The sequence below is a fragment of the Caenibius sp. WL genome, from assembly GCF_019803445.1.
Classification (GTDB): Bacteria; Pseudomonadota; Alphaproteobacteria; order Sphingomonadales; family Sphingomonadaceae; genus Caenibius.
On the sequence record NZ_CP081844.1, the window covers coordinates 2,495,395 to 2,520,484 of the forward strand.

General features: G+C 65.0%; 27 protein-coding genes and 3 tRNA genes. 14 read left to right on the forward strand and 16 right to left on the reverse strand.

Annotated elements, in window-relative coordinates; genetic code table 11:
- The first annotated feature begins 135 nt into the window (after window positions 1-135).
- Complete coding sequence (locus K5X80_RS11895) at window positions 136-738, forward strand: uracil-DNA glycosylase family protein (RefSeq protein WP_222560448.1); 603 nt, start codon at window positions 136-138, stop codon at window positions 736-738.
- 37 nt (window positions 739-775) lie between these two features.
- On the opposite strand, the gene K5X80_RS11900 is transcribed toward K5X80_RS11895, so the two are convergent.
- Window positions 776-1,249 (reverse strand): DUF6456 domain-containing protein, encoded by a 474-nt coding sequence (locus K5X80_RS11900; RefSeq protein ID WP_222557942.1) that lies wholly within the window; start codon window positions 1,247-1,249, stop codon window positions 776-778.
- A gap of 98 nt (window positions 1,250-1,347) precedes the next feature.
- On the opposite strand from K5X80_RS11900, the gene K5X80_RS11905 reads away from it, so the two are divergent.
- Window positions 1,348-1,920, forward strand: a complete 573-nt coding sequence (locus tag K5X80_RS11905; protein ID WP_222557943.1) for a helix-turn-helix domain-containing protein — start codon at window positions 1,348-1,350, stop codon at window positions 1,918-1,920.
- Complete coding sequence (locus K5X80_RS11910) at window positions 1,917-3,113, forward strand: glycosyltransferase (protein WP_222557944.1); 1,197 nt, start codon at window positions 1,917-1,919, stop codon at window positions 3,111-3,113. The genes K5X80_RS11905 and K5X80_RS11910 overlap by 4 nt, the downstream gene beginning before the upstream one ends.
- Before the next feature lie 18 nt (window positions 3,114-3,131).
- Here the strand turns inward: K5X80_RS11910 and secF are convergent, their stop codons facing one another.
- Genes secF through yajC form a run of 3 tightly spaced genes read right to left on the reverse strand, consistent with a single transcriptional unit; the run spans window position 3,132 to window position 6,064 of the window.
- The gene (gene secF, locus K5X80_RS11915) at window positions 3,132-4,103 is read right to left on the reverse strand and encodes a protein translocase subunit SecF (protein WP_222557945.1); all 972 of its coding nucleotides are present in this window, start codon (window positions 4,101-4,103) and stop codon (window positions 3,132-3,134) included.
- Window positions 4,104-4,116: 13 nt separating this feature from the next.
- Entirely contained in the window at window positions 4,117-5,721 is a 1,605-nt protein-coding gene (secD, locus tag K5X80_RS11920; protein ID WP_283249169.1) for a protein translocase subunit SecD, read from the reverse strand.
- Window positions 5,722-5,734: 13 nt separating this feature from the next.
- A complete protein-coding gene (gene yajC / locus K5X80_RS11925; protein ID WP_222557947.1) occupies window positions 5,735-6,064 on the reverse strand; it encodes a preprotein translocase subunit YajC in 330 nt (109 codons plus the stop codon).
- A gap of 272 nt (window positions 6,065-6,336) precedes the next feature.
- On the opposite strand from yajC, the gene K5X80_RS11930 reads away from it, so the two are divergent.
- From K5X80_RS11930 to accC, 5 genes are all read left to right on the forward strand, one after another.
- Window positions 6,337-6,413, forward strand: a tRNA-Pro gene (locus tag K5X80_RS11930).
- A 139-nt stretch (window positions 6,414-6,552) separates the two neighbouring features.
- Window positions 6,553-6,966 carry a holin family protein gene (locus K5X80_RS11935; protein ID WP_222557948.1) on the forward strand — a complete coding sequence of 138 codons (414 nt, stop codon included), beginning with the start codon at window positions 6,553-6,555 and terminating at the stop codon, window positions 6,964-6,966.
- A 63-nt stretch (window positions 6,967-7,029) separates the two neighbouring features.
- The gene (gene aroQ, locus K5X80_RS11940; RefSeq protein ID WP_222557949.1) at window positions 7,030-7,467 is read left to right on the forward strand and encodes a type II 3-dehydroquinate dehydratase; all 438 of its coding nucleotides are present in this window, start codon (window positions 7,030-7,032) and stop codon (window positions 7,465-7,467) included.
- 102 nt (window positions 7,468-7,569) lie between these two features.
- Window positions 7,570-8,061: an acetyl-CoA carboxylase biotin carboxyl carrier protein gene (gene accB, locus K5X80_RS11945; protein WP_283249170.1), complete on the forward strand. Its 492-nt coding sequence runs from the start codon at window positions 7,570-7,572 to the stop codon at window positions 8,059-8,061.
- A gap of 15 nt (window positions 8,062-8,076) precedes the next feature.
- Complete coding sequence (accC, locus tag K5X80_RS11950; RefSeq protein WP_222557950.1) at window positions 8,077-9,420, forward strand: acetyl-CoA carboxylase biotin carboxylase subunit; 1,344 nt, start codon at window positions 8,077-8,079, stop codon at window positions 9,418-9,420.
- A gap of 38 nt (window positions 9,421-9,458) precedes the next feature.
- Here the strand turns inward: accC and K5X80_RS11955 are convergent, their stop codons facing one another.
- Window positions 9,459-9,641, reverse strand: a complete 183-nt coding sequence (locus K5X80_RS11955) for a hypothetical protein (protein WP_222557951.1) — start codon at window positions 9,639-9,641, stop codon at window positions 9,459-9,461.
- 23 nt (window positions 9,642-9,664) lie between these two features.
- Window positions 9,665-10,129: an Lrp/AsnC family transcriptional regulator gene (locus K5X80_RS11960; RefSeq protein ID WP_222557952.1), complete on the reverse strand. Its 465-nt coding sequence runs from the start codon at window positions 10,127-10,129 to the stop codon at window positions 9,665-9,667.
- A gap of 215 nt (window positions 10,130-10,344) precedes the next feature.
- Here K5X80_RS11960 and K5X80_RS11965 point away from each other — a divergent pair, with 215 nt between their 5' ends.
- Both K5X80_RS11965 and K5X80_RS11970 read left to right on the forward strand, forming a co-directional pair.
- Window positions 10,345-12,216: a histidine kinase dimerization/phospho-acceptor domain-containing protein gene (locus K5X80_RS11965; RefSeq protein WP_222557953.1), complete on the forward strand. Its 1,872-nt coding sequence runs from the start codon at window positions 10,345-10,347 to the stop codon at window positions 12,214-12,216.
- A 29-nt stretch (window positions 12,217-12,245) separates the two neighbouring features.
- Window positions 12,246-13,241: a polysaccharide deacetylase family protein gene (locus tag K5X80_RS11970; RefSeq protein WP_222557954.1), complete on the forward strand. Its 996-nt coding sequence runs from the start codon at window positions 12,246-12,248 to the stop codon at window positions 13,239-13,241.
- Window positions 13,242-13,289: 48 nt separating this feature from the next.
- Here the strand turns inward: K5X80_RS11970 and K5X80_RS11975 are convergent, their stop codons facing one another.
- The 4 genes from K5X80_RS11975 to htpX form a co-directional block, all read right to left on the reverse strand.
- Entirely contained in the window at window positions 13,290-13,754 is a 465-nt protein-coding gene (locus tag K5X80_RS11975) for a hypothetical protein (RefSeq protein WP_222557955.1), read from the reverse strand.
- A 130-nt stretch (window positions 13,755-13,884) separates the two neighbouring features.
- Window positions 13,885-13,961, reverse strand: a tRNA-Pro gene (locus K5X80_RS11980).
- Window positions 13,962-13,976: 15 nt separating this feature from the next.
- A tRNA-Ile gene (locus K5X80_RS11985) sits at window positions 13,977-14,052 on the reverse strand.
- A gap of 116 nt (window positions 14,053-14,168) precedes the next feature.
- A complete protein-coding gene (gene htpX, locus K5X80_RS11990) occupies window positions 14,169-15,056 on the reverse strand; it encodes a zinc metalloprotease HtpX (RefSeq protein WP_222557956.1) in 888 nt (295 codons plus the stop codon).
- A gap of 116 nt (window positions 15,057-15,172) precedes the next feature.
- On the opposite strand from htpX, the gene K5X80_RS11995 reads away from it, so the two are divergent.
- Window positions 15,173-15,523 carry a YbaN family protein gene (locus K5X80_RS11995; RefSeq protein ID WP_222557957.1) on the forward strand — a complete coding sequence of 117 codons (351 nt, stop codon included), beginning with the start codon at window positions 15,173-15,175 and terminating at the stop codon, window positions 15,521-15,523.
- A 7-nt stretch (window positions 15,524-15,530) separates the two neighbouring features.
- Here K5X80_RS11995 and ubiA read toward each other — a convergent pair whose 3' ends face one another.
- Window positions 15,531-16,433, reverse strand: coding sequence for a 4-hydroxybenzoate octaprenyltransferase (gene ubiA, locus K5X80_RS12000; protein ID WP_222557958.1), 903 nt, complete (start codon window positions 16,431-16,433; stop codon window positions 15,531-15,533).
- Window positions 16,434-16,691: 258 nt separating this feature from the next.
- On the opposite strand from ubiA, the gene K5X80_RS12005 reads away from it, so the two are divergent.
- Genes K5X80_RS12005 through K5X80_RS12015 form a run of 3 tightly spaced genes read left to right on the forward strand, consistent with a single transcriptional unit; the run spans window position 16,692 to window position 19,188 of the window.
- Window positions 16,692-17,477, forward strand: a complete 786-nt coding sequence (locus K5X80_RS12005; protein WP_222557959.1) for a 16S rRNA (uracil(1498)-N(3))-methyltransferase — start codon at window positions 16,692-16,694, stop codon at window positions 17,475-17,477.
- 39 nt (window positions 17,478-17,516) lie between these two features.
- Complete coding sequence (locus tag K5X80_RS12010; protein WP_222557960.1) at window positions 17,517-18,887, forward strand: glutamate--cysteine ligase; 1,371 nt, start codon at window positions 17,517-17,519, stop codon at window positions 18,885-18,887.
- 1 nt (window position 18,888) lies between these two features.
- Window positions 18,889-19,188, forward strand: coding sequence for a putative quinol monooxygenase (locus K5X80_RS12015; protein ID WP_222557961.1), 300 nt, complete (start codon window positions 18,889-18,891; stop codon window positions 19,186-19,188).
- An 18-nt stretch (window positions 19,189-19,206) separates the two neighbouring features.
- On the opposite strand, the gene K5X80_RS12020 is transcribed toward K5X80_RS12015, so the two are convergent.
- The 5 genes from K5X80_RS12020 to K5X80_RS12040 all read right to left on the reverse strand — a co-directional run bounded on the left by K5X80_RS12020 (window position 19,207) and on the right by K5X80_RS12040 (window position 25,028).
- On the reverse strand, window positions 19,207-20,523 hold the full coding sequence (locus K5X80_RS12020) for a methyltransferase family protein (RefSeq protein WP_283249313.1): 1,317 nt from the start codon (window positions 20,521-20,523) through the stop codon (window positions 19,207-19,209).
- Between the two features lie 156 nt (window positions 20,524-20,679).
- Window positions 20,680-22,014: an outer membrane protein assembly factor BamB family protein gene (locus K5X80_RS12025; RefSeq protein ID WP_222557963.1), complete on the reverse strand. Its 1,335-nt coding sequence runs from the start codon at window positions 22,012-22,014 to the stop codon at window positions 20,680-20,682.
- Window positions 22,015-22,036: 22 nt separating this feature from the next.
- Window positions 22,037-22,840 (reverse strand): tetratricopeptide repeat protein, encoded by an 804-nt coding sequence (locus tag K5X80_RS12030; RefSeq protein ID WP_222557964.1) that lies wholly within the window; start codon window positions 22,838-22,840, stop codon window positions 22,037-22,039.
- 149 nt (window positions 22,841-22,989) lie between these two features.
- Entirely contained in the window at window positions 22,990-24,147 is a 1,158-nt protein-coding gene (locus K5X80_RS12035; RefSeq protein ID WP_222557965.1) for a glycosyltransferase family 4 protein, read from the reverse strand.
- Window positions 24,144-25,028, reverse strand: a complete 885-nt coding sequence (locus K5X80_RS12040) for an alpha/beta fold hydrolase (RefSeq protein WP_222557966.1) — start codon at window positions 25,026-25,028, stop codon at window positions 24,144-24,146. Before K5X80_RS12040 ends, K5X80_RS12035 begins: the two co-directional genes overlap by 4 nt.
- Window positions 25,029-25,090: the final 62 nt, after the last annotated feature.

The window sequence follows — 25,090 nt, forward strand, 5'->3', positions numbered from 1 at the left end:
GCAATCTCCTTCCTATGTAGGGACCAGCAAAGGAACCCCGGAGCAAGCGGCCGGTGTTTGGATGCGGTCCGCATTCCCCGCAAGGACAGGCCTTTCTTGAATCATACCGTGAACACCGCCACCGATTTCCGCCCGATGGACGCCCTGCACGAGTCCATCGCCGCCTGCCGCATCTGCGCCGGGCATCTGCCGCATGGGGTGCGGCCGGTGGTGCAGTTTTCGCCCGGCTCGCGGCTGGTGATCGTGGGGCAGGCGCCGGGTTCCAAAGTCCATGCCAGCGGCATTCCATGGGACGATGCCAGCGGCCAGCGGCTGCGCGAATGGACCGGGCTGGAACCCGAACGGTTTTACGATCCGGCGCTTGTCGCCGTGGTTCCGATGGGGTTCTGCTATCCCGGAAAGGGCAGCAGCGGCGATCTGCCGCCCCGCCGCGAATGCGCGCCGCAATGGCACGATACGGTGATGGCGGCGATGCCCGACAAGCGGTTGACGCTGCTGGTCGGCAGTCATGCGCAGGCATGGTACTGGCGCAAGCAACGGCCCGGTTCGGGCGCCGTATCGATGACGGAGCGGGTCCGCGCTTTCCGCGACGCCCCGCCGGGCTTCTTTCCCCTGCCCCATCCTTCGTGGCGCAGCACCCTCTGGATGCGGCGCAATCCGTGGTTCGAGGAAGAGGTTCTGCCCGAACTGCGGATCCGGGTCGCCGCCGCGCTGCGTGACGACGCGCGCCCTGCGTGAGCGGAAGCAGAGCACGGCCAGCCCCTATTCTGCCCGATCATGGGAGCCGGTAGAAATCGGCCACCCGGTCAAGCGCCAGCCGCAGCACCAGCTTGCCGCTGCGCACCGGCCAGGCGAGCGCCCTTTCCGCATCGGGCACGGTCTCACCCGCGCAGACGACGCGCCACAGGATGTCCTCCAACCCGCGCCCGGTGGCAGCAATCGCCCCGTCGAACCGCGCCTTGGCGGCAATCTGGCGCTCGGCAGACGTCAGCGCGGCATCGGGCCCGCCCCTGATTCGTACCGGGTCCCATCGCATCGTCACCTGGGGGGCCAGCCGAGCCCGTTCGAAATCGCCGCGCAGCATTTCTCCCGCGGCCAGTTGCCGATCATCCAGATGGCCTCGCGCATGCAGCCAGGCTAGCGGCGATTCGGCGAGATTGACCGTCACCGAACGGCGGCGCTTCCCCGCGCTTTCACGGCGACGGGGGCCTTCGGCGGTCAGTTCGCGTTCGACAAGCAGAGGGCGCATGGCAAATCCTTTCCTGCGGTGATGGAATGTCTGCTTGCCAAATTCCGGTTACTGTAGGAAAGTGAAAAAACCAATTTGGTTAAATCAGGTGATTTTCCATGATCAATCGCATCCGGGCCATTCGCAAGGAAAAGGGCATGACTCTGGCCGATGTGGCCGCCGCCTGCGCCCCGCCGACGACCGCGCAGACCATCGGCCGGCTCGAAACCGGGATGCGCAATCTCTCGCTGACATGGATGAACCGCATCGGCGCCGCGCTGGGGGTCGAGCCGGAACTGCTGGTGCGCGGAGAGGTGGCGGCACAGCCACAAGTCGTTGCCCGGCTGACCGATTCGGGCGCGGAAGCGCTCACCGCGCCGCGTGACGCGATCCTGCCGACCGAACTGGCCGCAAACGCCGCCCTGCTCTGCCTCGCCATCGAAACCGGCGCGGGGGAATATCGCGCGGGCGATCAGTTGTGGCTGCGGCAGATTCCGCCGGAGGAAGCCGCACAGGCGATCAACCGCGATGTCCTCGTCCCGCGCAAGGGCGGACGGTTCGCTTTCGGCCGCCTGATCGACCGGCAGGGCGCTCTCGTCGGCCTGCTTCCCCCGGGCATGGGCCAGCGGCAGATCGTGGTCGACAATCCGCCGTGGCTGGCCGTGGCCGAAATGCTGGTGCGCAAGCTGTGACCACCGCCCCGCGCCGGGTGCTGTCGCTCGCCACGCTCTATCCAAACCGGGCCCAGCCCCGGTTCGGCACTTTCGTCGCCCGCAGTCTCGAAGCGCTCGCCGCGCGGGGGGATTGGCGGGTCACGGTCATCAATCCCATCGGCGTGCCGCCTCTTGCCCTTGGCCGCTACCGCACGCTGGCCGCCGCGGCGGTCAGCGGGATCGAGCACGGGGTGGAGGTCCACCGCCCGCGCTACACGCTGATCCCGAAAATCGGGGGGCGGTTCAATCCCGGCGCGATCGTCCGCAGGACGCTGCCGCTGATCCACCGCCTCCATGCCGAGGCGCCGTTCGATCTGGTCGATGCGCAGTTCTTCTACCCCGACGGGCCCGCCGCCGCCGCCATCGCCCGGGCGCTGAATCTGCCGCTTTCGATCAAGGCGCGCGGTGCGGACATCTCCTATTGGGGTTGCAAGCCCTTTGCATTGCCGATGCTGCGCGCCGCCGCCGCACAGGCCGATGGCCTTCTGGCGGTAAGCGACGCTCTGGCGCGGGATATGGCCGCTATCGGCCTGCCGCGCGAAAAGATCGCGATTCACTATACCGGGCTCGATCGCACGCGTTTCCACCCGCGCGACAAGGCCGGGGCACGCGGCTGGATCGCCGGTAATCTGGGGCTATCGATCCCCGCCTCGGCGCCGATTCTCGCATCGGTCGGCGCACTGATTCCGCGCAAGGGGCAAAGCTATGTCATCCGTGCCCTGCCCGCGCTGGCAGACGCGCATCTGCTGCTCGTCGGCAAGGGAGAGGACGAGCCCACGCTCCGCGCATTGGCCGCCAGCCTGGATGTGGAGGAGCGCGTGCATTTCCTCGGCTCGCTCGATCATGAAGCCCTGCCGCAGGTCCTCAGCGCCGCCGATGCCATGGTCCTGCCATCCGCGAGCGAAGGCCTGGCCAACGCCTGGGTGGAAGCGCTGGCCTGCGGGACACCGCTGGTCATCACCGATGCGGGCGGCGCGCGGGAACTGGTTCGGGATCGCAGCGCGGGGCTGATCGTTGCCCGCGATCCGGACGCGATTGCCGAAGGCGTCGCCGCGTTGCTTGCCGCACCGCCTGCCCCGGATACGGTTGCGGCCAACGCCGCGGCATTCAGCTGGGATGCGAATGCGGCGGCGTTGGCCGAATATTACAACCGTCTGACCGGGGCACGCTAGGCCCCCCGGCGCGTCGGGTCAGGCGTTGCGCGGGACGACGTCCTTGTCATCGCTCGCCTTGTCCGGGACAAAGCTCGACTGAGTCACGCCCAGCCAGATCAGGATCGGCGCGGACATGAAGATCGAACTGTACGTCCCGACGAAAATGCCGAGCGTAATCGCCGCGGTGAAGCCGAAGATCACGTCCGGCCCGAGCAGCAGCAACGAGACCAGCATGATCAACACCGCCAGCGAAGTGGCCACGGTGCGTGACAGCGTTTCGTTCACCGAGAGATCGAGCAATTCGGGCATCGGCATCTTGCGATACTTTTTCAGATTCTCGCGGATGCGGTCGTACACAACGATCTTGTCGTTCAGCGAATACCCCAGCAAGGTCAGCAATGCCGCAACGATGTTGAGATCGAATTCCATCTGCGTCAGCGAGAACATGCCGATCGTCAGCAACAAGTCCTGCAACAGCGCGAACAACGCGCCGACGCCGAACTGCCATTCGAACCGCACCCAGATGTAGATCGAGATCCCGATCATCGCCAGCAGCAGCGCGAACATGCCCGTCTTGAACAGTTCGCCCGAAACCTTGCCCGAAACCGAATCGACCCCGTCGATCCGCACGCCCGGATAGGTCTGCCTGAGCGTGGAGGTGATCTTGTTCGCCATCGCGTCGGCCAGTTCGGCGTGCTCTTCCGCACCGTCCGGCAATTTCATCCGGATCGACACCTCGTTGGGCTTGCCGAACTGCTGGATGATCGGCTCGCCATAACCGAGACTGCCGACTTTCTGGCGCAATTCCGCCACCGGGGCTTCGCTGCTTTCGACGAAAGTCGCGCGGATCATCTGCCCGCCGACGAAGTCGACGCCCAGATTGAGACCGTGCGTGAACAACAGCACCACCGCACCGATCATCGCCAGGATGTTGCTGATGAAGAACGGCCACTGCCAACGCAGGAAGTGGATGTTGGTGTTATCGGGAACGAGCTTGAGGAGCTTCATCGGTCCTCTCCTCTCACAGGTTCAGGTCAGTGGGCCGCGCCTTGCGCAGCCAGGTGGCAATCCACATCCGGGTCATCGTCACGGCGGTGAAGACCGAAGTTACGATACCGATCATCAGCACGACGGCGAAACCGCGCACCGGCCCGGAGCCGAACAGGAACATCAGCACCGCCGCGATGACATTGGTGATGTTCGCGTCGAAAATCGCGCGGCTGGCTTCCTTGTAACCCAGTTCCACCGACTGGACCACACGGCGCCCTCGCTTGCGTTCTTCGCGTATGCGCTCGTTGATCAGCACGTTGGCGTCCACCGCCGCGCCGATAGTGAGCACGAAGCCTGCGATACCCGGCAAGGTCAGCGTCGTCCCGGCGATGCCCATGACACCGATGATCATGAGAACGTTGAGGAACAGCGCCCAGCACGCATAGATGCCGAAGCGGCCATACGAGAGAATGATGAACGTCATCAGCGCGACCGAGCCGACGAGCATCGCGATCGCGCCCTTCACGATCGAGTCCGCCCCGAGGTCAGGCCCGACAGTGCGTTCTTCGATCACTTTGAGATCGACCGGCAGCGCGCCGGACCGCAGCGAAATGGCGAGCTGCGTGGCGCTTTCGACCGTGAAATTGCCGGAAATCTGTGCGCTGCCGCCCAGAATCGGTTCGTTGATGTTCGGTGCGGAAAGCACTTTGCCATCAAGGATGATTGCGAACGGGCGGTTGACGTTTTCGGTCGTCAGCTTGGCGAAGCGCGAGCCGCCCTGCTGATTGAACGTGATGTTCACCACCGGCTGATTGCCCTGCTGCGAGAAGCCCTGCTGCGCGTTGGTGAGATTGTCCCCCTTGATGCCGCCCAGCCGCTTGACCGCGATATGCGTCGGCTGCCCCGGCAATGCATCGGCATAAGGAACGATTTCGCTGCCCGGCGGGGCGACACCCTGCGCCACATCGCTGGGTAGCGCGGTCGTATCGACCAGCTTGAATTCGAGCTTGGCGGTCTGGCCGAGGAGGTCCTTGAGCTGCTGGGGATCCTGCAGGCCCGGAACCTGGACCACGATTCGGGTCGCGCCCTGGCGGATGATCGTCGGCTCGCGGGTGCCAAGAGCGTCGATACGCTTGCGGACGACTTCGGTCGCGCTGTCCATGGCGTCGGTCACGGCCTTGTCGATCCCGGCCTGGCTCGGCGTGAGAATGAACCGCTGGCCATCGACCACTTCGATCCGCCAGTCGCGCTGGCCGGTCATGCCTGCCCCGGTGGTCAGCGGCAGAATCGCTTCGCGGGCGGCATCGACCTGTCCGATATCCTCCACCAGGAACGACAGGCGTCCGCCGGCGCTGGAGAAATCGCCGATGCGCACGCGCGGTTCGGCATTGCGCAACGCGCCGCGAACCGATTCTTCCATGCTTTCAAGGCGCTGCTTGGCTACTTCCCGAGCGTCCGCTTCGAGCAGGATGTGGCTGCCACCAGCAAGGTCGAGGCCGAGGTGGACCTGGGGATTCGGCAGGAACGATGGCCATGCCCCGCCCGACACCGATACCAACGACGGCAGGGACGCCACCGCGAAGAACAGTGTCACGAACCAGAGCCAGGCCCTTTTCCAGGGAGGAAAATCGAGCATCTGTCAGTGCGTCTCAGTCGTTGGCCGGGGCGGTGCCGCCCGGCGGGATGATATCGCCGATGGTGCTTTTTACCGCTTTCACGCGGACACCCTGGCCGAGTTCCAGTTCGGCGTAGTGATCGTCGACCTTGATGATCTTGCCGACCAGCCCGCCAGCGGTGACGACCATATCGCCCTTCTTCATCGCCGCGATCTTCGCGCGATGTTCCTTCTGCTGGCGCATTTGCGGGCGGATGATCAGGAACCAGAAGATCACGATCATGCCGAGGATCGGCAACCAGCTGATCCACGCAGGCGGGGCGTTGCCCCCGGCGGAAGCGGCTGCGGACAAGATATCAAGCATCGATATACACCCTCGGAAAATATGTCAGTCCCGGTCGAACCGGGCGGGATATTGCCCTTCGAAGCGGCGCAGACAAGCACCACCCACCAGAAGGGTGCGCGCCTAGCAGCAAAGAAACTGGCTGGCAACGCGAACGGCGCGGCCCGCAGGCCCGCGATTTTCGGCTCGTGCACAAGCGATGCGCCGGCCATGCAACGGCAAAGAAATCGCAATCGCGTTCCAGAGTGCTTGCCATGCCCGAAACGGATGCCTATAGGCGCGCCTCCACTGCTCGGGACGTAGCGCAGCCTGGTAGCGCATCACACTGGGGGTGTGGGGGTCGGAGGTTCGAATCCTCTCGTCCCGACCAGTGGAATTCTTATCCGAAGAACCACCCCTTTTCCCTGCCGCGCCGCATCACGGCGCCGCGCGGGCGATTTTCATTTTCCTACACGAACCTATCTGGTTATCTGTTTGCGCGTTTCTCCATTCAGCAGGGATTCGCGCTCATGGCTATTTTCGAAGCAATCGTCGGTCCGCTCGCCTCCATCATCGACAAGGTCATTCCCGACAAGGAAGCGCGGGAGCGCGCCAAGCTCGAACTGGTGAAGCTGCAAGGCACGCAGGAACTGGAAACGATCCAGGCCCGCCTGTCCGCTATCGTCACCGAGGCCGGTTCGCCCGATCCCTGGACCAGCCGCGCCCGGCCCAGCTTTCTCTATGTGATGTACGCGATGATCCTGTGGGCCATTCCGATGGGCCTGCTCAGCACTACGCGGCCGCACACCGCCCAGGCCATCGCCGCCGGGATGAACGCCTATCTCAACGGCCTGCCCGAGCCGCTCTATGCGCTGTTCGGCACAGGCTATCTCGGCTACACCGCCGCGCGCCAGTGGGGCAAGGCCAAGGGCGTCGACAAATAGCCTCGCGCGCCGCTATGGCGGCAACGCATCCTTATCCGGCACTTTTCAGCAACGGGGCACGCAATGGCCAAACCTGTCGTCTATGTCCTCAACGGGCCCAATCTCAATCTGCTCGGCACACGCGAGCCTGAGATTTACGGCACGACCACGCTCGACGATATCGCCGGAATGCTGGAAGATCGGGCACAGGAACTGGGCTGCGAGATCGAAATGCGCCAGTCCAATCACGAAGGCCACCTGATCGACTGGCTGCACGAAGCCCAGGCCGAAGGCGCGCGCGCGGTGCTGCTCAACGCGGGCGCCTATACCCACACCTCGATCGCGCTGCACGATGCGATCAAGGCCATCCGCACCCCGGTGATCGAAGTGCACCTGTCGGAACCCAAGGAACGGGAAGCCTTCCGCCATATAAGCTATGTCGGATTGGCGGCGTCCGATTGCGTTTCGGGCCATGGGGCGCAAAGCTACATAATCGCCCTCGAAAAAGCGATGAATCCGTAGAATAACCGCAGACGACGCGGGGATTTTACTTACTCCCCTCTTGCCAGCACCGCCGACGGGCCGCATAGCGGCCCCCGGTATTGAAACGAGCAAGAGGGACGCATGTCCGAATCCAAGGATTCCGCCGCTGGCCGCGGCATGAGGATCGACAGCACGCTGGTCCGCGAACTGGCGGAACTGCTGGCCGAGACCGGGCTGACGGAAATCGAGGTTGAAGACGGCGATCGCAAGATCAAGGTCTCGCGCGCGGCCATGGCCGCCGCCGCAACGCAATTCATCGCCGCGCCCGCGGCGCCCGCTCCGGCGGCCGCACCTGCCGCCTCCGCGGCAGAAGCGCCGACAGCCGCGCCCGCCATCGATGGCAACGCGGTGAAATCACCGATGGTCGGCACCGTCTATCTTTCGCCCGAACCGGGCGCCAGCGCCTTCATCAGCGTGGGCAGCCAGGTCAAGGCAGGCGACACGCTGCTGATCGTGGAAGCGATGAAAGTGATGAACCCCATCACCGCCACTGCTTCCGGCACGGTCAAGGCGATCCTCGTCGAAAACGCGCAGCCGGTCGAATTCGATCAGCCGCTCGTCGTCATCGGCTGATCGGACGCACTGCCCATGGCCATAACCCGCATTCTCATTGCCAATCGCGGCGAAATCGCGCTGCGCATCCATCGCGCCGCACACGAAATGGGGATCGAAACGGTGGCGGTGCACTCCACCGCCGATGCCGACGCGATGCATGTGCGCCTTGCCGACAGCGCGGTGTGCATCGGCCCACCCGCGGCGGCCGACAGTTATCTGAACGTGGCCGCGATCATTTCGGCGGCGGAAATCAGCCGCGCGGATGCCATCCATCCGGGCTATGGCTTCCTGTCGGAAAACGCCAAGTTCGCCGAGATCGTCGAAGCGCACGATATCGCCTGGATCGGGCCCAAGCCCGAACATATCCGCACCATGGGCGACAAGGTCGAAGCCAAGCGCACCGCCGGTGCACTGGGCCTGCCGCTCGTCCCCGGTTCGGACGGCGCCATCGAATCGATGGAAGAAGCCAAGCGGGTCGCGGCGGAAATCGGCTATCCGGTGCTGGTGAAGGCCGCATCGGGCGGCGGCGGCCGGGGCATGAAAGTCATTCCCGACGAAGCGAGCCTCGAAAGCCTGGTCAGCCAGGCCAAGAGCGAAGCCAAGGCCGCGTTCGGTGACGATACGGTCTATATCGAAAAGTATCTCGCCAATCCGCGTCATATCGAATTCCAGATTTTCGGCGACGGGCGCGGCAATGCAATCCATCTGGGCGAACGCGACTGTTCGCTCCAGCGCCGCCACCAGAAAGTCCTGGAAGAAGCGCCCTCGCCCGTGATTTCCGCCGCAGAACGCGAACGGATGGGCGGCATCGTTTCCAAGGCGATGGCCGACATGGGCTATCGCGGCGCGGGCACAATCGAGTTCCTGTGGGAAAACGGCGAGTTCTATTTCATCGAAATGAACACCCGCCTGCAGGTCGAACACCCGGTGACCGAAGCGATCACCGGCCTCGATCTGGTGCGTGAACAGATCCGCATCGCCGATGGCAAGCCGTTGTCGGTCACGCAGGATGAAATCCGCTTCACCGGCCATGCGATCGAATGCCGCATCAACGCGGAAGATCCCTTCACGTTCGCTCCCTCGCCGGGCGAAGTGACGAGCTACCATGCGGCCGGAGGCATGCATGTGCGCGTCGATTCCGGGCTTTATGCGGGCTACCGTATTCCGCCCTACTACGATTCGATGATCGCCAAGCTGATCGTATATGGCCGCACGCGCGAAGGGTGCATCATGCGCCTGCGGCGCGCGCTGGAAGAAATGGTCATCGGCGGTGTCAAAACCTCGATCCCGCTGCACGCGGCGCTGATGCAGGAACCCGATTTTCTCAACGGCGACTATTCGATCAAATGGCTGGAGGAATGGCTGGCCCAGCGCTAGCCTTGGTAAGAGCGGTTGCGGACCTGCCCTGAACGAGATCAGGCACGGGACGCCCGCTCTATTCCATCGTTCCTGATGCCGATCGCGCCGTATCGGGTCTTGGCCCCTGTGCGCGAAATGCTTTCATCACTCTGCGCCGATCCGGCCTGCCCTTTGGGCTTGTAGCGGTGCTGGCGCTGCTCCCCGGTGCGACCCTTGGGGCTGTGCAGCAATTTATCCACAAGTTAATATAGTTAACCGCACCTCATTCCAGCGGCACGCCGGGGAGTTGTTTTGCTGTGCGAATCGTCAACGAGGTCTTGACGCTGGCGACATTGGGCGCGGGTGTCAGCTTGCTGGTGAGAAATTCCTGGAAGCTTTGTAAGTCGCGGCTGACAATTTTAAGAATAAAATCGATTTCACCGTTCAACATATGACATTCGCGCACTTCGGCCAGCGCTTTCATATGATCTTCGAACGCGCGCAAGTCCGCCTCGGCTTGGCTCTTGAGACTGACCATCGCGAAAACGGTAATGGAAAAGCCCAGTTTTGCGGGGTCCAGCTCGGCATGATAGCCGCGGATAACCCCCGCATCCTCCAACGCTCGCATCCGTCTCAGACACGGCGGCGCGGTAAGCCCTACGCGCTTCGCAAGCTCTACATTGGTAATACGCCCTTCTGCTTGCAGTTCTGCCAGCAGATGGCGATCAATTTTATCAAAATTGTCCAACTGACATGCCCTCACTTCTCGCCGCCGGTGCGGCGCCCCGTATTCTTCATAACACAATTTATTCACAATCTTGTGTGTATAGAACAAGCTTAACGCACGGTGTCCCGCTTTGCGACGTGAAAGCGCGCCTTCATGCGGCCTCGGGCAAGATGTGATATCGGCGCGTAAACTTGATTCACTGCGCCGGATGGCGGGTCTGGAACTGAATAGACGCTATGTATTTCGATGATCGCCTTGCCACCGTGTTGCGCACCGGAATCGGCGGCGATCGTGCATTGCGCACGCAATTCCGCCAATTGCTGGACCTGCTCGGCACGTTGCCCGACGGGGCCGATGGCCCGCTGGTCGATGCGGCTTTCGCCCGCCTCGCCCTGTTGTCCGGGGAACTGCCCGCCGCGCTGCGCGGCAACATGATCCGCGAACCCGGTTTGCGACTGGTCAGCGCGCGGCTGATCGCCACTTTGGCAACGCAGGAAATCGAAGTCGCATCCGCCGCCATGGCCGCCGCCCGGCTCCCCGACTCGGCATGGCAAGCGCTGATTCCCGATCTTCCGCTGACAGCGCGCGGTTTCCTGCGGCACCGCCGCGATCTGGGCGATGGCGCCAATGCCGTGCTTCAGCAATTGGGCGTCATCGATCTGGTGCTGCCGGGCCCCGAAGTTCTCGAACTGTCGGCCCCGCTCGAACTGCCCCGCTCATTTATAGCGGAAGCCCCGCCGGAAACGCCGGAACAACCCGCACCCGCAACGCAACCTTCCCTGCCCCCGGCAGTCGAGGAGGCAGTCGAGGAATGTGTGGAAGCAGCACCTACTCCCGCCGCGCCTGCGGCTGTGGAGGAAACTGCGGCCTCCTCCCTCCCGCAGGCGATGCCGGTGGAGGAGGAGGGCGCAAACGAAACCATCGCCATCGGCACGCTGGTGCGCCGGATCGAAGCTTTCCAGCGCGCGCGCAATGGCCAGACGCTGCACGGCCCGCGTGCGATGCCGTTCAGCGCCCCCCCGCATGAAGGCGCGGATCAGGCCGGGGAACCAGCCCGCAGCGCATTCGATTTCGCCACCGACGCCAACGGGCGGATCAACTGGAGCGAGCCCGCTTTCGCCCCGATGGCTGTCGGGCTGGCGCTTGCCAGCGAAGCGGCCGAATCCCCCGCCCAGCTTTCCGCCGTTGCCCGCACGGCATTGCGGCAGCGCCAGCCCTTGCGCGGCGCGCCTGTCGCCATCACCGGCGCGCCGGCGATTTCCGGCGCCTGGCGCATCGATGCCTATCCCCGTTTCGACCGGGATACCGGGCACTATCTTGGCCATTATGGGCGGATGCGGCGAATGCCCGCCGCCAAGCCCGCCGTCCGCCCGCAAACGGACCAGACTGCCGACCGCATGCGGCAGATTCTCCACGAATTGCGCACGCCGGTGAACGCGATTCAGGGCTTTGCCGAAATCATCCAGCAGCAGCTCTATGGCCCGGCGCCGCACGAATACCGGGCGCTGGCGGCCACTATCGCCAGCGATGCCGCGCGCATCCTCGCCGGGTTCGATGAGCTGGACCGGCTGGCGCGGCTGGAAAGCGGCGCGCTCGAACTGGACGAAGGACAGTGCGACATCGCCGCGATTCTGGCGATGCTGACCGAACAGATCCGCCCCGCCCTGCTCCCGCGTAGCAGCGAAATCACTGTCACCGGCACGGAAGGTCCGCTGCCCGTTCCCATGGCCGCACACGATGCCGAACGGCTGTGCTGGCGCCTGATGGCAACGCTGGCCGGGGAAGCCAGCGCCGGGGAAGAAATCGCGCTGCATGTCACGCATGAGGAAACCGGCGCCCTGATCGCCATCGATCTGCCCGCCAGCCTTGCCGGGACGGCGGATATCTTTTCCGCCTCGCTCCAGGGCAACCAGCGGACGATCAGCGCGGGCATGTTCGGCAGCGGCTTTACTTTGCGGCTGGCCCGGGCGGAAGCGCGCGCGGTGGGCGGCGATCTTGCGCGCGAAGGCGATACGATCCACCTTTGCCTTCCGCTTGTGAACGGCAAAGACGATCAGCCGGACGAAACCCGGACTGGCGCCGAACCGACAGGAGCGATCCCCGCCTGAACGGGCCAACCGGAAGCGGGCCGTGTGCGATGCGATCCATCACCGATCTTCCTCCTCCGGCGGCCATGGCGCGCTTCCCGGCGGGCTTCGGGCCTCGTTTTCTGCTGACGGTCGATACCGAGGAAGAGTTCGACTGGAACGCGCCGTTCCGCCGTGGCGGCCACGGTCTCGATCATGTGCCTCATCTGCGCAAGTTCCAGCATTTCTGCGACGGGCACGGCGTCGCTCCGGTCTATCTCATCGATCACCCCATTGCGACATCCCCCGCCGCAATCGAAATCCTGCGCGAGGCGGCGCGCGATGGCCGGGCGGAAATCGGGGCCCAACTGCATCCATGGGTCAATCCGCCGTTCACCGAAGAACTATGCGATTTCAACAGCTTTTCAGGCAACCTTCCTCCTCAACTGGAGCAAGAGAAATTCCGCGTCCTGCATGATTGCATCGCCGGGGCGATGGGGGCGAAACCGCTGATCTATCGCGCGGGGCGCTATGGCCTGGGGCCCCATACCGCCACCATCCTGCGCAGCGCGGGGATCGCGGTCGACAGTTCGGTGAGAGCGCGTTTCGATTATACAAGCGCCGGGGGCGTGAATTACCGCCATCATCCTGCCCATCCCTATTGGGCGGATGACGAGCGCACGCTGCTCGAACTGCCGCTGACCACGGTTTTCAGCGGCGGCTGGCGGCGCATGGGGGATCGGCTTTATCCCGCGCTCTGGCGCATGCCGATGCTGCGGGGAATCCTCGCCCGGTGCGGACTGCTCGAACGCATTCCGCTGACGCCCGAAGGCATCACCGTGGCCGAAGCGAAACGGGGCATCGACGCCGCTCTGGCGGAAGAGTTGCCGCTGCTGGTGTTTTCCTTCCACAGCCCATCGCTGCATCCGGGAAACACGCCCTATGTGCGGCACGAGGAAGACCTGGCCCGCTTCTACAACTGGTGGCGCGAAATTTTCGCCTATCTCGCCCAGCAAGGGGTGCGGCCAACCAGCATTTCCGCCATTACCGACGCCGTCCAGCGTTGAAGGAAAACAGGGGGTTACCAGGTACAGCTCGCACCCGATCCGATGCTGTTACTGAGAGTACGAGACGACCACCGACGTCTGCCCCTCATCCGGCGCGGCGGTGATGGAGGCCTTCTTCCCGTTGCCTTCGGCAGAGATCATGCTGACTTCGGATGTCGTCATATCGGACGCGATGGTCAGCCCGGCAGCAGTGAACTTGTCCTTGTAGAACGCCGCCACCTTGTCGATGCCATCCTTCGTCGTAAGGACGATATTGGTCCGGTTGCGATCGTCCTTGCGCGTGGTCAGCGCCGTGGTGATCGTCGATCCGGGGTACTGGGGCGCATAGTCCGGCATCTGGGTCTTGGCCGCAGCCGCGCCGTCCGCGGTTGTAATCGAACCTTCGGCGTTGGAGATCGTCGCCGTGCCCGCCTGTTCGTTGCTGGTGAACGTCGTATCGCCGAGCGTCACCGTATCGTCATCCGAACCGCAAGCCGCCAGGGCCAGAGCCCCCAGCACAACAATCGCGCGCATCCCATTCTCCTCATTTTCGCGTACCGATCCCTACCCGGCGAGGGCCGAGCCCGCAAGCCAACGGGCAGAATCCGGCGATCCGGGAAGGCTGGAAGTGGCGGCACAAGCCATGGCCAAGATGTTGAAATATTGGTCGGGGAGACAGGATTCGAACCTGCGACCCTCTGCTCCCAAAGCAGATGCGCTACCAGACTGCGCTACTCCCCGACACCAGGCCGGCAATGGTGGGCCCGGCAGGATTCGAACCCGCGACCTAGCCGTTATGAGCGGCCAGCTCTAACCGCTGAGCTACAGGCCCGGCCATTGCGTTGGGGGGCCTAGCCCGGGCGGCAATCGCAGGCAAGTGGGATGCTTGCAGTTGGCCGCGCTTTTTGCAGCTATCTCGCGCCGAAGCACGCCATTCCCCCGCCGCGGTCAGCGGTTCCGGTTCAGCGGATCGAGCGCCGATGGCCGCCTGGCCGGTGCGGATGCCGGGGTGATACCGCCCTGCATGGCCTGCAACGCGGCAATGCGCTTTTCCGTCTTCGGATGGGTGGAAAACAGTTCCGACAGGCCCACCGGAACGATGTAGAGCTGCGCGGCGGCGGGATTGCGTTCCACCACCGGATTGGGGATGCGTTGCGCCGCGCCGCTGATCTTGGCCAGCGCGGAAGCCAGCGCGGCGGGATTGCCGGAGATTTCCGCCCCCGCCCGGTCCGCGCCGTATTCGCGCGTGCGGCTGATCGCCATCTGCACGATCATCGCCGCGAACGGCGCCATCACCACGGCGAGAATGCCCGCCATCGCATGGCCGCCATTGCCACGATTGCCGCCGAACAGCAGGCCGAAATTGGCGATCATCGAAATGGCCCCGGCGATCGTCGCCACCATCGTCATCACCAGTGTGTCGCGATTGCGGACATGGCCCAGTTCATGCGCCATCACGGCGGCGACTTCCTCGCGGCTCAACATCCGCAGCAATCCGGTGGTGGCGGCCACGGCCGCGTTTTCCGGATTGCGGCCGGTGGCGAAGGCATTGGGCGCATCGGTTTCGACGATATAGACCTTGGGCATCGGCAGCCCGGCATTGCGGGCCAGATCGGCGACCATGCCGTAGAATTCCGGCGCACTGGCGGCATCGACTTCACGCGCATCGTGCATCCGCAGCACGATCTTGTCGGCATTCCAGTACGTGAAGAAATTCATGCCCGCCGCGGCGATCAGCGCGATCAGCGCACCGCCCGAACCGCCGAACGTATAGCCCAGCACCATCAACAGCGCGGTCAGCGCCGACAGAAGCATCGCGGTCTTGAAACCGTTCATCGTTATCCCTTGCCCATGGCAAACAACCCTTGACGGAAATTTAGGAACCCGTGCCGGTTTGACAATGGCCGCGAACCCATTTCCTTTGGCGAGCCATCAAACCACAGGATCGATGAATGCGGCGTGTCTATCTGATTGCGGGAATGACCAGCGTGGTGCTCGGCGTGATTGGCATCCTGCTGCCGATCATGCCCACGGTGCCGTTCCTGATTCTCGCTGCGTGGTGTTTCGGCAAATCGAACCCGGCGTTCGAGCAGCGCCTGCTCAACCATCCGCGTTATGGCCCGCATATCCGCGTCTGGCGCGAACGGCGCGCCATCGCCCGCATCGGCAAGGTCGGCTCGACCATCGCCTTTGCGGGCAGCATCGCGATGGGGTTCTACTTCCTGACCTGGCCCTGGCCGCTGTTCCCGGCTGCCATCGCCGTGATCGTGCTGAGCTGGATCTGGACCCGCCCGGACGCCTGAGCGCCCATCATGCGTTGCCCACCACGAAGCACGCCAGCGCCACCAGCAATCCGGCGAATCGGTTGGAACGGAACCGGGCCAGCGCGTTATCGCCATCGTCCGGCTTCAGCGTCGCCACCTGCCAGGCGAAATGGAGCGCCGCCGGGGCCATCGCCAGCAGGGCCAGCGGATCGCCGCGCAGCAGCCACAGCGCCAGAGTCCACAGCGCCAGCGCCAGCGCATAGCACAGGCCGACCCCGGCCCGAACATGCCGCCCCATGCGCAGCGCGCTCGACCGGATACCGACCAGCGCATCGTCTTCCCGGTCCTGCAAGGCGTAGATCGTATCGTAGCCGATGCACCAGAACATCGCCCCGGCATAGAGCGCAGCGAGCACTTCCCAATGATCGCTGCGCAGCGCGACCCAGCCCACCGGCGCGCCCCAGGTGAACACCAGCCCCAGCCATGCCTGCGGCCACCAGGTGATCCGCTTCATGAACGGGTAGGCCGCCACCAGCGCCAGGCTGCCCAATGCGACGAGCTGCGCCTGCCAGCGCAGTTGCAGCAGCACGGCCAGCCCGATCAGACACAGCACGCCGAGCCACGCCCAGGCCAGCTTGCGACTGACCCGGCCGCTCGCCACCGGGCGGCTGGCGGTGCGGGCCACCTGCCGGTCGAGATCGGCATCGACGATATCGTTGTACACGCACCCTGCCCCGCGCATCGCGATGCTGCCGAGCAGGAACCAGCCAAGCAGCGTCCATTGCCAGCCCGCACCCGCCAGCCAGGTGCCCCATACGCAAGGCCAGAACAGCAGCCACCAGCCGATCGGCCGGTCGAACCGCGCCAGTTGCGCCAGATCGCGCGGCAATTGCGGAAGGCGGGCGACAAAGCCGCGATGCTGGCTATCGGGAACGATGGCGTCTGTCATGGCCGCTCCCCCGCCCCCATCGCCCGGCGCGATTCGCCCGCGCCACCGCCCTTCGCCCGGGGGCAAGTTGACAAAGTTGACACGGTACAAAGAGACGAATTCGGGACGCTGCTTTCGGCCCGGGAAAGCGGGGCGGCAGAGAGGGGGGTATGGCTGCTCATCCCCTCCCCTTGCCATAGCCTGCCCGTGTAGGACAGAGATGTAAGGCAAGACAGCTTCCCGCTTTCGCCCCGGCGCCAAGGCGGCTAACGCAGCGGGATGCCCGCTACTCCCGCATGGCCTCCGAAAAGCGCCCCGCGCCTGTTTGTCCCGCCACCGCTGGCGCAAGGCAGCCAATGCGTGCTGGAAGGACAGCAGGCGCATTATCTCGCCCGCGTGATGCGCGTGGGGCCCGGCGACGCCGTGATCCTGTGCGATGACCAGACCGGCGAATGGGCGGCGCGCGTGGTGAGCGCGGGCAAGCGCGAAATCGTGCTCGAAACCGTCGAGCGGCTGCGGGCGCGCGAAGATGTGCCCGATTTCTGGCTCTGCGCCGCACTGCTCAAGAAGGACCGGTTCGATCTGGTGCTGGAAAAGGCCACCGAACTGGGCGTGGCGCGTATCCAGCCTGTCGTCACCCGCCGCTGCGTGGCGGACAAGCTCAACCCCGAACGCGCGCGCACGATCCTGACCGAAGCGGCCGAACAATGCGCTCGCACCGCTCTGCCCGAACTGGCGGAGCCGATGAAGCTGGAACATCTCCTCCGGCAGTGGCCCGAAGGGCGGACGCTGCTCTTCGCCGATGAAACAGGCGGAGAACCCGCCGCCGCGATGTTCGCCGCACATCACGGCCCGGCGGCGCTGCTGATCGGGCCGGAAGGCGGATTCGACGAGGCCGAACGTGCGGCAATCCGCGCTCTGCCCACCGCCCGGCCGATCACGCTCGGCCCCCGTATTCTGCGGGGGGAAACCGCCGCCATCGCCGCCGCCGCGCTGTGGATGGGCACCGCTGGGGACTGGAGCACAAACGGAGCCGGGGATTGGCGAGCGGCATCCCGCAATTAAGGCTTTCCTCCGCCCGCCTGCTTGCCTAACGGCGAAAGCATGAGCACCCGCACCGCGTCGGACGGAGAAGATCCGCGAATCGAAAGCCGCGACCAGTTGGTGGCGCCCTTGGCCGCTGGCGAAAAACCGCGTGAAAGCTGGCGTATCGGGACGGAACACGAAAAGCTGGTGTTCAACCGGCATGATCGCCACGCCCCCTCCTATGACGAGCCCGGCGGCATTCGCGATCTGCTCTTGGCCCTGCGCGAATTCGGCTGGGAGCCGATCGAGGAAAACGGCACCGTCATCGCCATGAAAGGCGCGGACGGCACGGTGAGCCTCGAACCGGCGGGCCAGTTGGAACTGTCCGGCGCGCCGCTGGAGAACCTGCACGAAACCTGCGCCGAAACCGGCCGCCACCTGCAACAGGTGAAAGCGATCGGCGAACGGTTCGGCCTCGGCTTCCTCGGCCTCGGCATGTGGCCGGACAAGACCCGGGCCGAACTGCCGATCATGCCCAAGGGCCGCTATGACATCATGCTGCGGCACATGCCGCGCGTCGGCAATCTCGGCCTCGACATGATGCTGCGGACCTGCACCATCCAGGTCAATCTCGATTATTCCAGCGAAGCGGACATGGCCAAGAAGTTCCGCGTCGGGCTGGCGCTGCAACCGCTGGCAACCGCGCTATTCGCCAATTCGCCGTTCACCGAAGGCAAGCCCAACGGGTTTCTGTCCTATCGCAGCCATATCTGGTCGGACACCGATCCGCACCGCACCGGCATGCTGCCGTTCGTGTTCGAAGACGGTTTCGGCTATGAACGCTATGTCGATTACATGCTCGATGTGCCGATGTACTTCGTCTTCCGCGACGGGAAATATATTGACGCGGCGGGGCAGAGCTTCCGCGATTTCCTCAGGGGCGAACTGCCCGCGCTGCCCGGCGAGTTGCCGACATTGAGCGATTGGAACGACCACCTCTCCACCGCTTTCCCCGAAGTGCGGCTGAAAAGCTTCCTCGAAATGCGCGGGGCCGATGGCGGCCCGTGGAACCAGATTTGCGCCCTGCCCGCCTTCTGGGTCGGCCTGCTGTATGACGATGGCGCGCTCGATGCGGCGTGGGATGTGGTGAAGCACTGGTCGATGGACGAACGCGAAGCGCTGCGCAACGCGGTGCCCCGGCTGGCGCTGGACGCGCCGCTGCCGGGTGGCGGCGTGTTGCGCGACCTTGCCGGGCCGGTGCTCGATATCGCCAGCGCGGGCCTGTCCGCCCGCAACCGGCTGAACGCCAGCGGCGACAACGAAACCGGATACCTTGCCCCGTTGCAGGAAATCGCCCGCACCGGTGTGGTCAGCGCCCAGCGTCTGCTCGATCTCTACAACGGGCCGTGGGGCGGCGATCTCAGCCGCGTTTACGGGGAACATTTTTGACATGATCCTGGTGGCCGGCCATTTCCGCATTCCGCCCGCGAATCTGGAACAGGCCCGCCCGGCGATGCGCCGCGTGGTGGAGGAAACCCGCCGCGAACAGGGCTGCATCAGCTACAGCTATGCCGAGGATATGTGCGAACCCGGGCTGATCCGGGTGAGCGAAAGCTGGGTCAGCGGCGCGGCGCTCGACGCTCATCTCGCCAGCCCGCATATGCAGCGCTGGCGGGACGAACGCACCGCGCTGGGCCTCAGCGACCGGGATATCACCCGCTACGAAGTGGCCAGCGCCGAACCGTTCTGACGGCGGCGCCCGCGCCGGTTATTCACCAGCCCGCAGGATCTGGCCGCGCGGGCGGAACAGAGCCTGCACGCGCGCCAGCGTCCGCGTGATCGGCGCATTTGCCGCCATCCAGGCGTGATAGGCGCGATACTTGGCATCTTCGGCCAGCAGGTGCTGTTCTTCCGTCTTCGCCCGCCAGTAATAGATCCCGCTGACGATCGCCAGAATCACCGTGTTGCGCACCATGTCGACGAACGAATGGCTGGTGACGAGAAACGGCAGGGTCGACAGCCACCAGAACAGGTTCTTCGACAGATAGGCCGGGTGCCGGGTAAAGCGATAGGGCCCGTTGGTCAGCACGCCGCGATAGGTCAGGTTGGAAAAGCGGATGCCGAAAGCGACCGTGGCCCAGGCGTAGATCGCGGTCAGGAACACCAGGATCGCACCCCACACCCATAACAGCGCGGTCTGCCCCTGAAACCAGTAAGCCCAGTCCGCCGTGTTGGCATGATAATCGAGCACATCCCCGCTGCCCATCAGCAGAAACGGCGGATAGCACAGCAATGCCGCCAGCCACCCGCCGAGATAGGGGTTGGCGGTGCGGATCTGCGCATCGAGCGGCTTCAGCGTCAGCAGATAGCCGACCATCGCGATCTGCACGTCGATCATGAACATCAGGTTGATCAGGTACATGCAGAAGACGACCGGATCGTGCAGCCCGTCCGCCAGCGTCGCGCCCACCGCTATCGACCAGCCGCCGGGCAGGATCGAGAACATGAAGGCGATGAAGAAGCCTTTCACCGCCCACCCGCGCAGATGATGGCCGACCATCGCGGGATCGTATGGCTCCCGCCCGATCAGCATGGCCCCGAAGTGCCAGCTATGATCGCGCGGCTGGACCATGTAGCGATCAAGCCAGAGCACATAGGGGATCGAGAGCAGCACCATCGGCCCGATCAACATGCCCAACAGTTCCATCGCGAAGAGATAGTCCCCCCGCCAATACCAGCGGGCAACGCAATAGAGCGCGGCGATGACCGCCCAGGTCGCCCACAACCCGGCAATCTTCGTGCCTGCCGTTTCCAGCGCGGCGGACAGCGGGCGCGGATTGTTCCAGTCGAGCCCGGTCGATGCGCGGCGATGCACTTTGTCGATGCACAACGACCAGAGCACCATCGGAATGCCGGAAAAGAGCATCGCGATCAGCGCGGGAACCGGGCCGTTCAGCACCGCAGCTTCGCCGCGGATACCCAGCATCGGGGCGATATCGGGCCAGTTGCGGCAGATCGCCAGCCAGACGAACAGCCCGGCCACGCCCGAAAGGCCGACGCCCGCCGAAACATCGCTTTTCGGCATAGCCGCGCTGCTGTGCTGATTATCGTCGATCACGCTTCCCCCTAGCGTGGCAGGGTTAAGGAGACGGTAACGTACAGCAAAGGCACGCACAGAAAAGGGGCGGGATGCCCGTGGCCGCCCCGCCCCTTTTCCATATTCCGTACGATCCGGCCGCGATCAGCGGAACGCGGTGATCCTGCCGTTGTCGCTGAGGATATAGAGCGTCCGGTTGGCAACGACCGGCGGCAGCGAAACGGACGAACCGAGATCGGCGAATTCGCTGGCCGTGCCGTCGTTCACATTGGCGGCGTAAAGTTCGCCCAGCGAATTGGCGACCCACAGGCGATTGCCCGCCAGCACCGGCCCGGTCCAGAAGACCTGCCCGGTCTTCTTCTTGGCCTTGCGCCATTCGCGCAGTTGCGTGATCCAGCGGACCCGCCCGCTCGATTTCGCGATCGCCAGCAGGCGCGCATCGTCGGTCAGCGTGAAAATCCATTCGCCCGCCACCGCCGGGGTGGAAATCCCCGCGAGGCTGAGTTCCCACAGCCGCTGGCCCGTAACCAGTTCATAAGCCGCCATGCGGCCGCCCTGTCCCAGCGCGTAGACCCGGCCCGCATCGATGATCGGATCGGCGTCCACATCGGTCAGCGTGCCGACCTGAGTCGAGATCGACGTCCGCGCCAGAGCGTCGGACCACAGCGTGCGGCCGTTTTCATAGCGGTAAGCGACGAGTTCGCCGGTGCTGTACCCGGCCACGACCGTGCCCTGCCCTGCGGCCGGCGCGGCCACGCCGAACACGCCCGCCTGCGCCTGCGCGCCCGATTCCTGCCACAGCGGCGAACCGTCGCTGGCGTCCAGCGCATAAATCTGGTTGTCCTGCGTCATCACATAGACGGCGCCGAACGCCAGAGTCGGCGAACCGCGCAGCGGCCCCGCCGGTTTCACTTTCCAGATTTCCGCCCCGGTGTTGGCGTCGAGCGCCGCGACCATGCCCACGCCGTTGGTGGCGTAGATGCGGCCTTCGGCATAACTGACCCCGCCCCCGAAAGCGGAAGCGCTCTGGTTGCCCGGCACTTCGATCCGGCGCTGCCAGACGGTGCGCCCGGTCTGCGCATCGAACGCGTGGACCACGGCGGAGGTATCGATCACGTAAAGGCGGCCGTTGCCGATCACCGGCGAAGCGGCCAGGCGGCGCTTGCCGTTGGTTCCGTCAATCGAGGCTGTCCACACCCGCGCGGGCGTGGGCGACAGAGCGAGATGGCCGGTGGCTTTCGATGCCGGGCCGCCTGCTTGCGCCCACTGATCGTTGGCTTCTTCGGTCGGCAGGACGACGGAGACGCTCGCCAGTGCGGGATCGACTTTCGCCCCGCTTTCGATCCGCGAGAGGATCGGCATGCGATCGCCCACGGTGGGCGTCTGGGGTTTGCCCTTGCCACCGCATCCCGCAAGGCCGGCGGCCAGCAGCACGGCAAGCGGAAGAGCAAGGGTGCGGCTTGCAATGATCCGTTTCATAACCTGCAAAGATCCTTTTGCGTTATTGTGCCGGTGCGGCGCTGGCGGGTTGCGGAGCGGCGGGTGCCGCGCCTGCCCCGGCGGTCTGCACGAGGCTATCCACATCGGTGATGGCATCGAAACCGAGCAACCCGGCCAACTGGCGTGCGCGGCTGCGCACCGTTTCGGGAACGTCCTTGTCCTTGGCGATCGAAGCGAACAGAGGCCCGGCAAGATCGTTCTTGCCCTGCTTGAGATAGGCGGCGCCTACCAGTTCGCCTGCGCTGCCGAACCACGCGTTGCCCGGCACGGCCAGCGGCTTGAGCCGGGCGATCACGTCATCCGGCTTCATCGCGTCGAAATTTGCCGCCACCGCGCGGATCGTCGCCAGATCGCGATAGGGGGCGGGTACATCGCCGTTGCCCGCGACGCTTTCGTAAAGCTTGACCGCTTCGGCCTTGCGCCCTTGCTCCAGCGCGATCCCCGCGCGCAGCAGGTTCGCCGATGCGCCGGTGCCGGCGTTCGCGCCATCGGCCACTTTGGCCAGGGCCTTGTCCGCTTCGCCCGGATGGCCCGCACCCAGCGCGTCGATTGCGCGAACCAGTTCTTCCGAACGGCTTTCCAGCTTCGATTCCCGGTTTTCGTGGTAGAGCAGATAACCGCCGAACCCGACGAGCCCGGCGACGACCGCGGCCATAATGGGAATGCCATAGCGCTTGGCCGTTTCCGACATTTTTTCCTGGCGCACGGCCTCATCGACTTCACGCATCAGCATGGCGTCTTCGGCTGCCTTGCGTTCAGCCAGTTGATCGGCGCGGGATTGGGGGCGGTTTGGTCTGAGTGCCACGCGGGCGCTTTCGCTTCTTCGTATGCCGCGAACGGCAGATGGAACAGATGAGGCTGTTTAGCGGATGACACCATCAATTCAACGGGGAAAGCCGCGCTGTCCCCGCGAAACAAGCCCGATGCAGGTTAACCGGCGCTGAAGTGCCCCTTTCAGGGGAGCATTTCGCGCCCCATGACCCCGGCATAGAGCGCGCGATAGGCCTCCACCATCCCGCTTTCGTCGAAGCGTTCCTGCGCGCGCGCCTTGTTCGCCTGCCCCAGCGCCTTGCGCAGGCCGGGATCGGCGGCCAGCCGCTCCAGCGCTTGGGCCAGCGCGGCCTCGTTGCCCGGTTCGACGATGAACGGCCGGTTTGCCTCAGCCACGATCTGCGGGATGTCGCCCACGGCGGGCGCGGCCACGGGCAGCCCCGCCGCCATCGCTTCCACCACCGAGAGCGGGAACTGTTCGCTGTCCGACGACAGCGCGAAGATATCGAACAGGCCCGCCGCTTTTGCCGGATCGACAAAGCCGGGCAGATGCACCCGGTGGACGATATTCAGCCGCGCGGCTTCCTGGCGGATCGCCTCCCGTTCGGGCCCTTCGCCCAGAATCACCAGATGCCAGTGTTCGGGCAGGCCGGAAAAGGCGCGCACCATGCGCGGCAGGTTCTTGACCGCGCGCAGCCCCGCCAGCGTGCCGACCCAGCATTCGCCCTCGCGCTTGATCAGGCGCGGCAGCGCGTCCTTGCGCGGCTTGCGGGCAAAATCGCGCGTGCGGATGCCGTTGGCGATGCGGTGGACCTTGTCCGCAGGTTGCAGCCAGGTTTCGCGCGCGATCCGTTCAAGCCGGATGGACGGCACCACCAGCGCATCGGCCCGGCCCAGCGCGATCCGCCGATACCAGTTGCGCGAGGATTTGAGCTTGCCCGCCTCGTCGGCATTGAACCCGTCCTCGTGGTGGACCAGCGGCGGCAGGCCGAACGGCTGCGCGAATATCGTGTGCGCCATCACCGCGTCCATCGCCCCCCAGTTGTAGGTGAGGATGAGATCGAACCCGCGCATCGCATTGGCGATCCGGTGCAGCCGCCACGGCGTCGGCATCGCGGCAAGCGGCGGGAACGCCCCGAGATAGCGCATCGGGATGGAAGGCAGGATATGCCGCCCGGCGGACAGCGCCCCCGGCTGCGCGGACACGAGCGCATGGGCGACGTTCGGCCCGAACGCGTTGATCAGCCGGGCGCAGCGCAATTCCTTGCCCCCGGCGTCGAACGTCGAATGAAGATGGAGGAAACGCAATGTCTGGCCTTCGGTCCGGCTTGCGCCGCTCATGCAACGCTATCCAGCAGGCGGGCGATGGCGTCGAGCGCTTCGGGCTCGTCCAGCGTCGGGGCATGGCCGGTGCGCGGAACCGTCACGCTCACCATGCCGGGCAGGCGCGCGGCCATGACTTTGAGCGTCGCATCCGAGAGAATGTCCGACAGTTCGCCCCGGATGGCCACCACCGGGCGCCCGGCCAGCGCCTCGAACGCGGGCCACATGTTCGGGCTCGCGCTTTCGCCGCCGGGCTGGCGGAACGGTTCGGCGATCTTCATATCGTAATCGAACGTGATCCGCCCGCTGCCGGTGCAATCCATCAGCCGTTTGGCCATGCGCAGCCAGTCGGAAATCTCATAATCGGGATAGATATCCCCCTGGCTTTCCTCCAGCGCGCGGGCGGCGTGCATCCAGGTGGGGAAACTGCGAAGCTGGCCGACGTAGGAACGGATGCGTTCCAGCCCTTCGGTTTCGATCACCGGGCCGATATCGTTGAGCACCGCGCCCGCGATACGCTCCGCCCCGCCCAGCGCCAGCAGCATGGTCATCAATCCGCCCAGCGAGGTGCCGACCGCCACGAACCGGCCGATCCCTTCGGCTTCCAGCAGCGCATCGATATCGGCGACATAGGCCAGCGGATTGTAGCTTTCGCTGTCCCTGGCATATTCGCTGTCGCCCCGGCCGCGCATATCCGGGCAGATCACCCGCCATTCGCCTGCGAAGCGCTGCGCCACCGGCTCGAAATCGCGCGCGTTGCGCGTCAGCCCCGGCAGGCACAGCAGCGGCGGACGATCCGCGCGCCCGGCATAATCGCGGAAATGGAGTTTCAGCCCGTCAGGACTGGTCCAGTAGCGATCTTCGTATGCGTTCGTGCCTTGCGTGATATTTCCGGCCATCGGCGCCCCATCTGATGAAATTATCCCGACCGGCTTGCGCCGAGTGCCTGTCGCGGCCACTA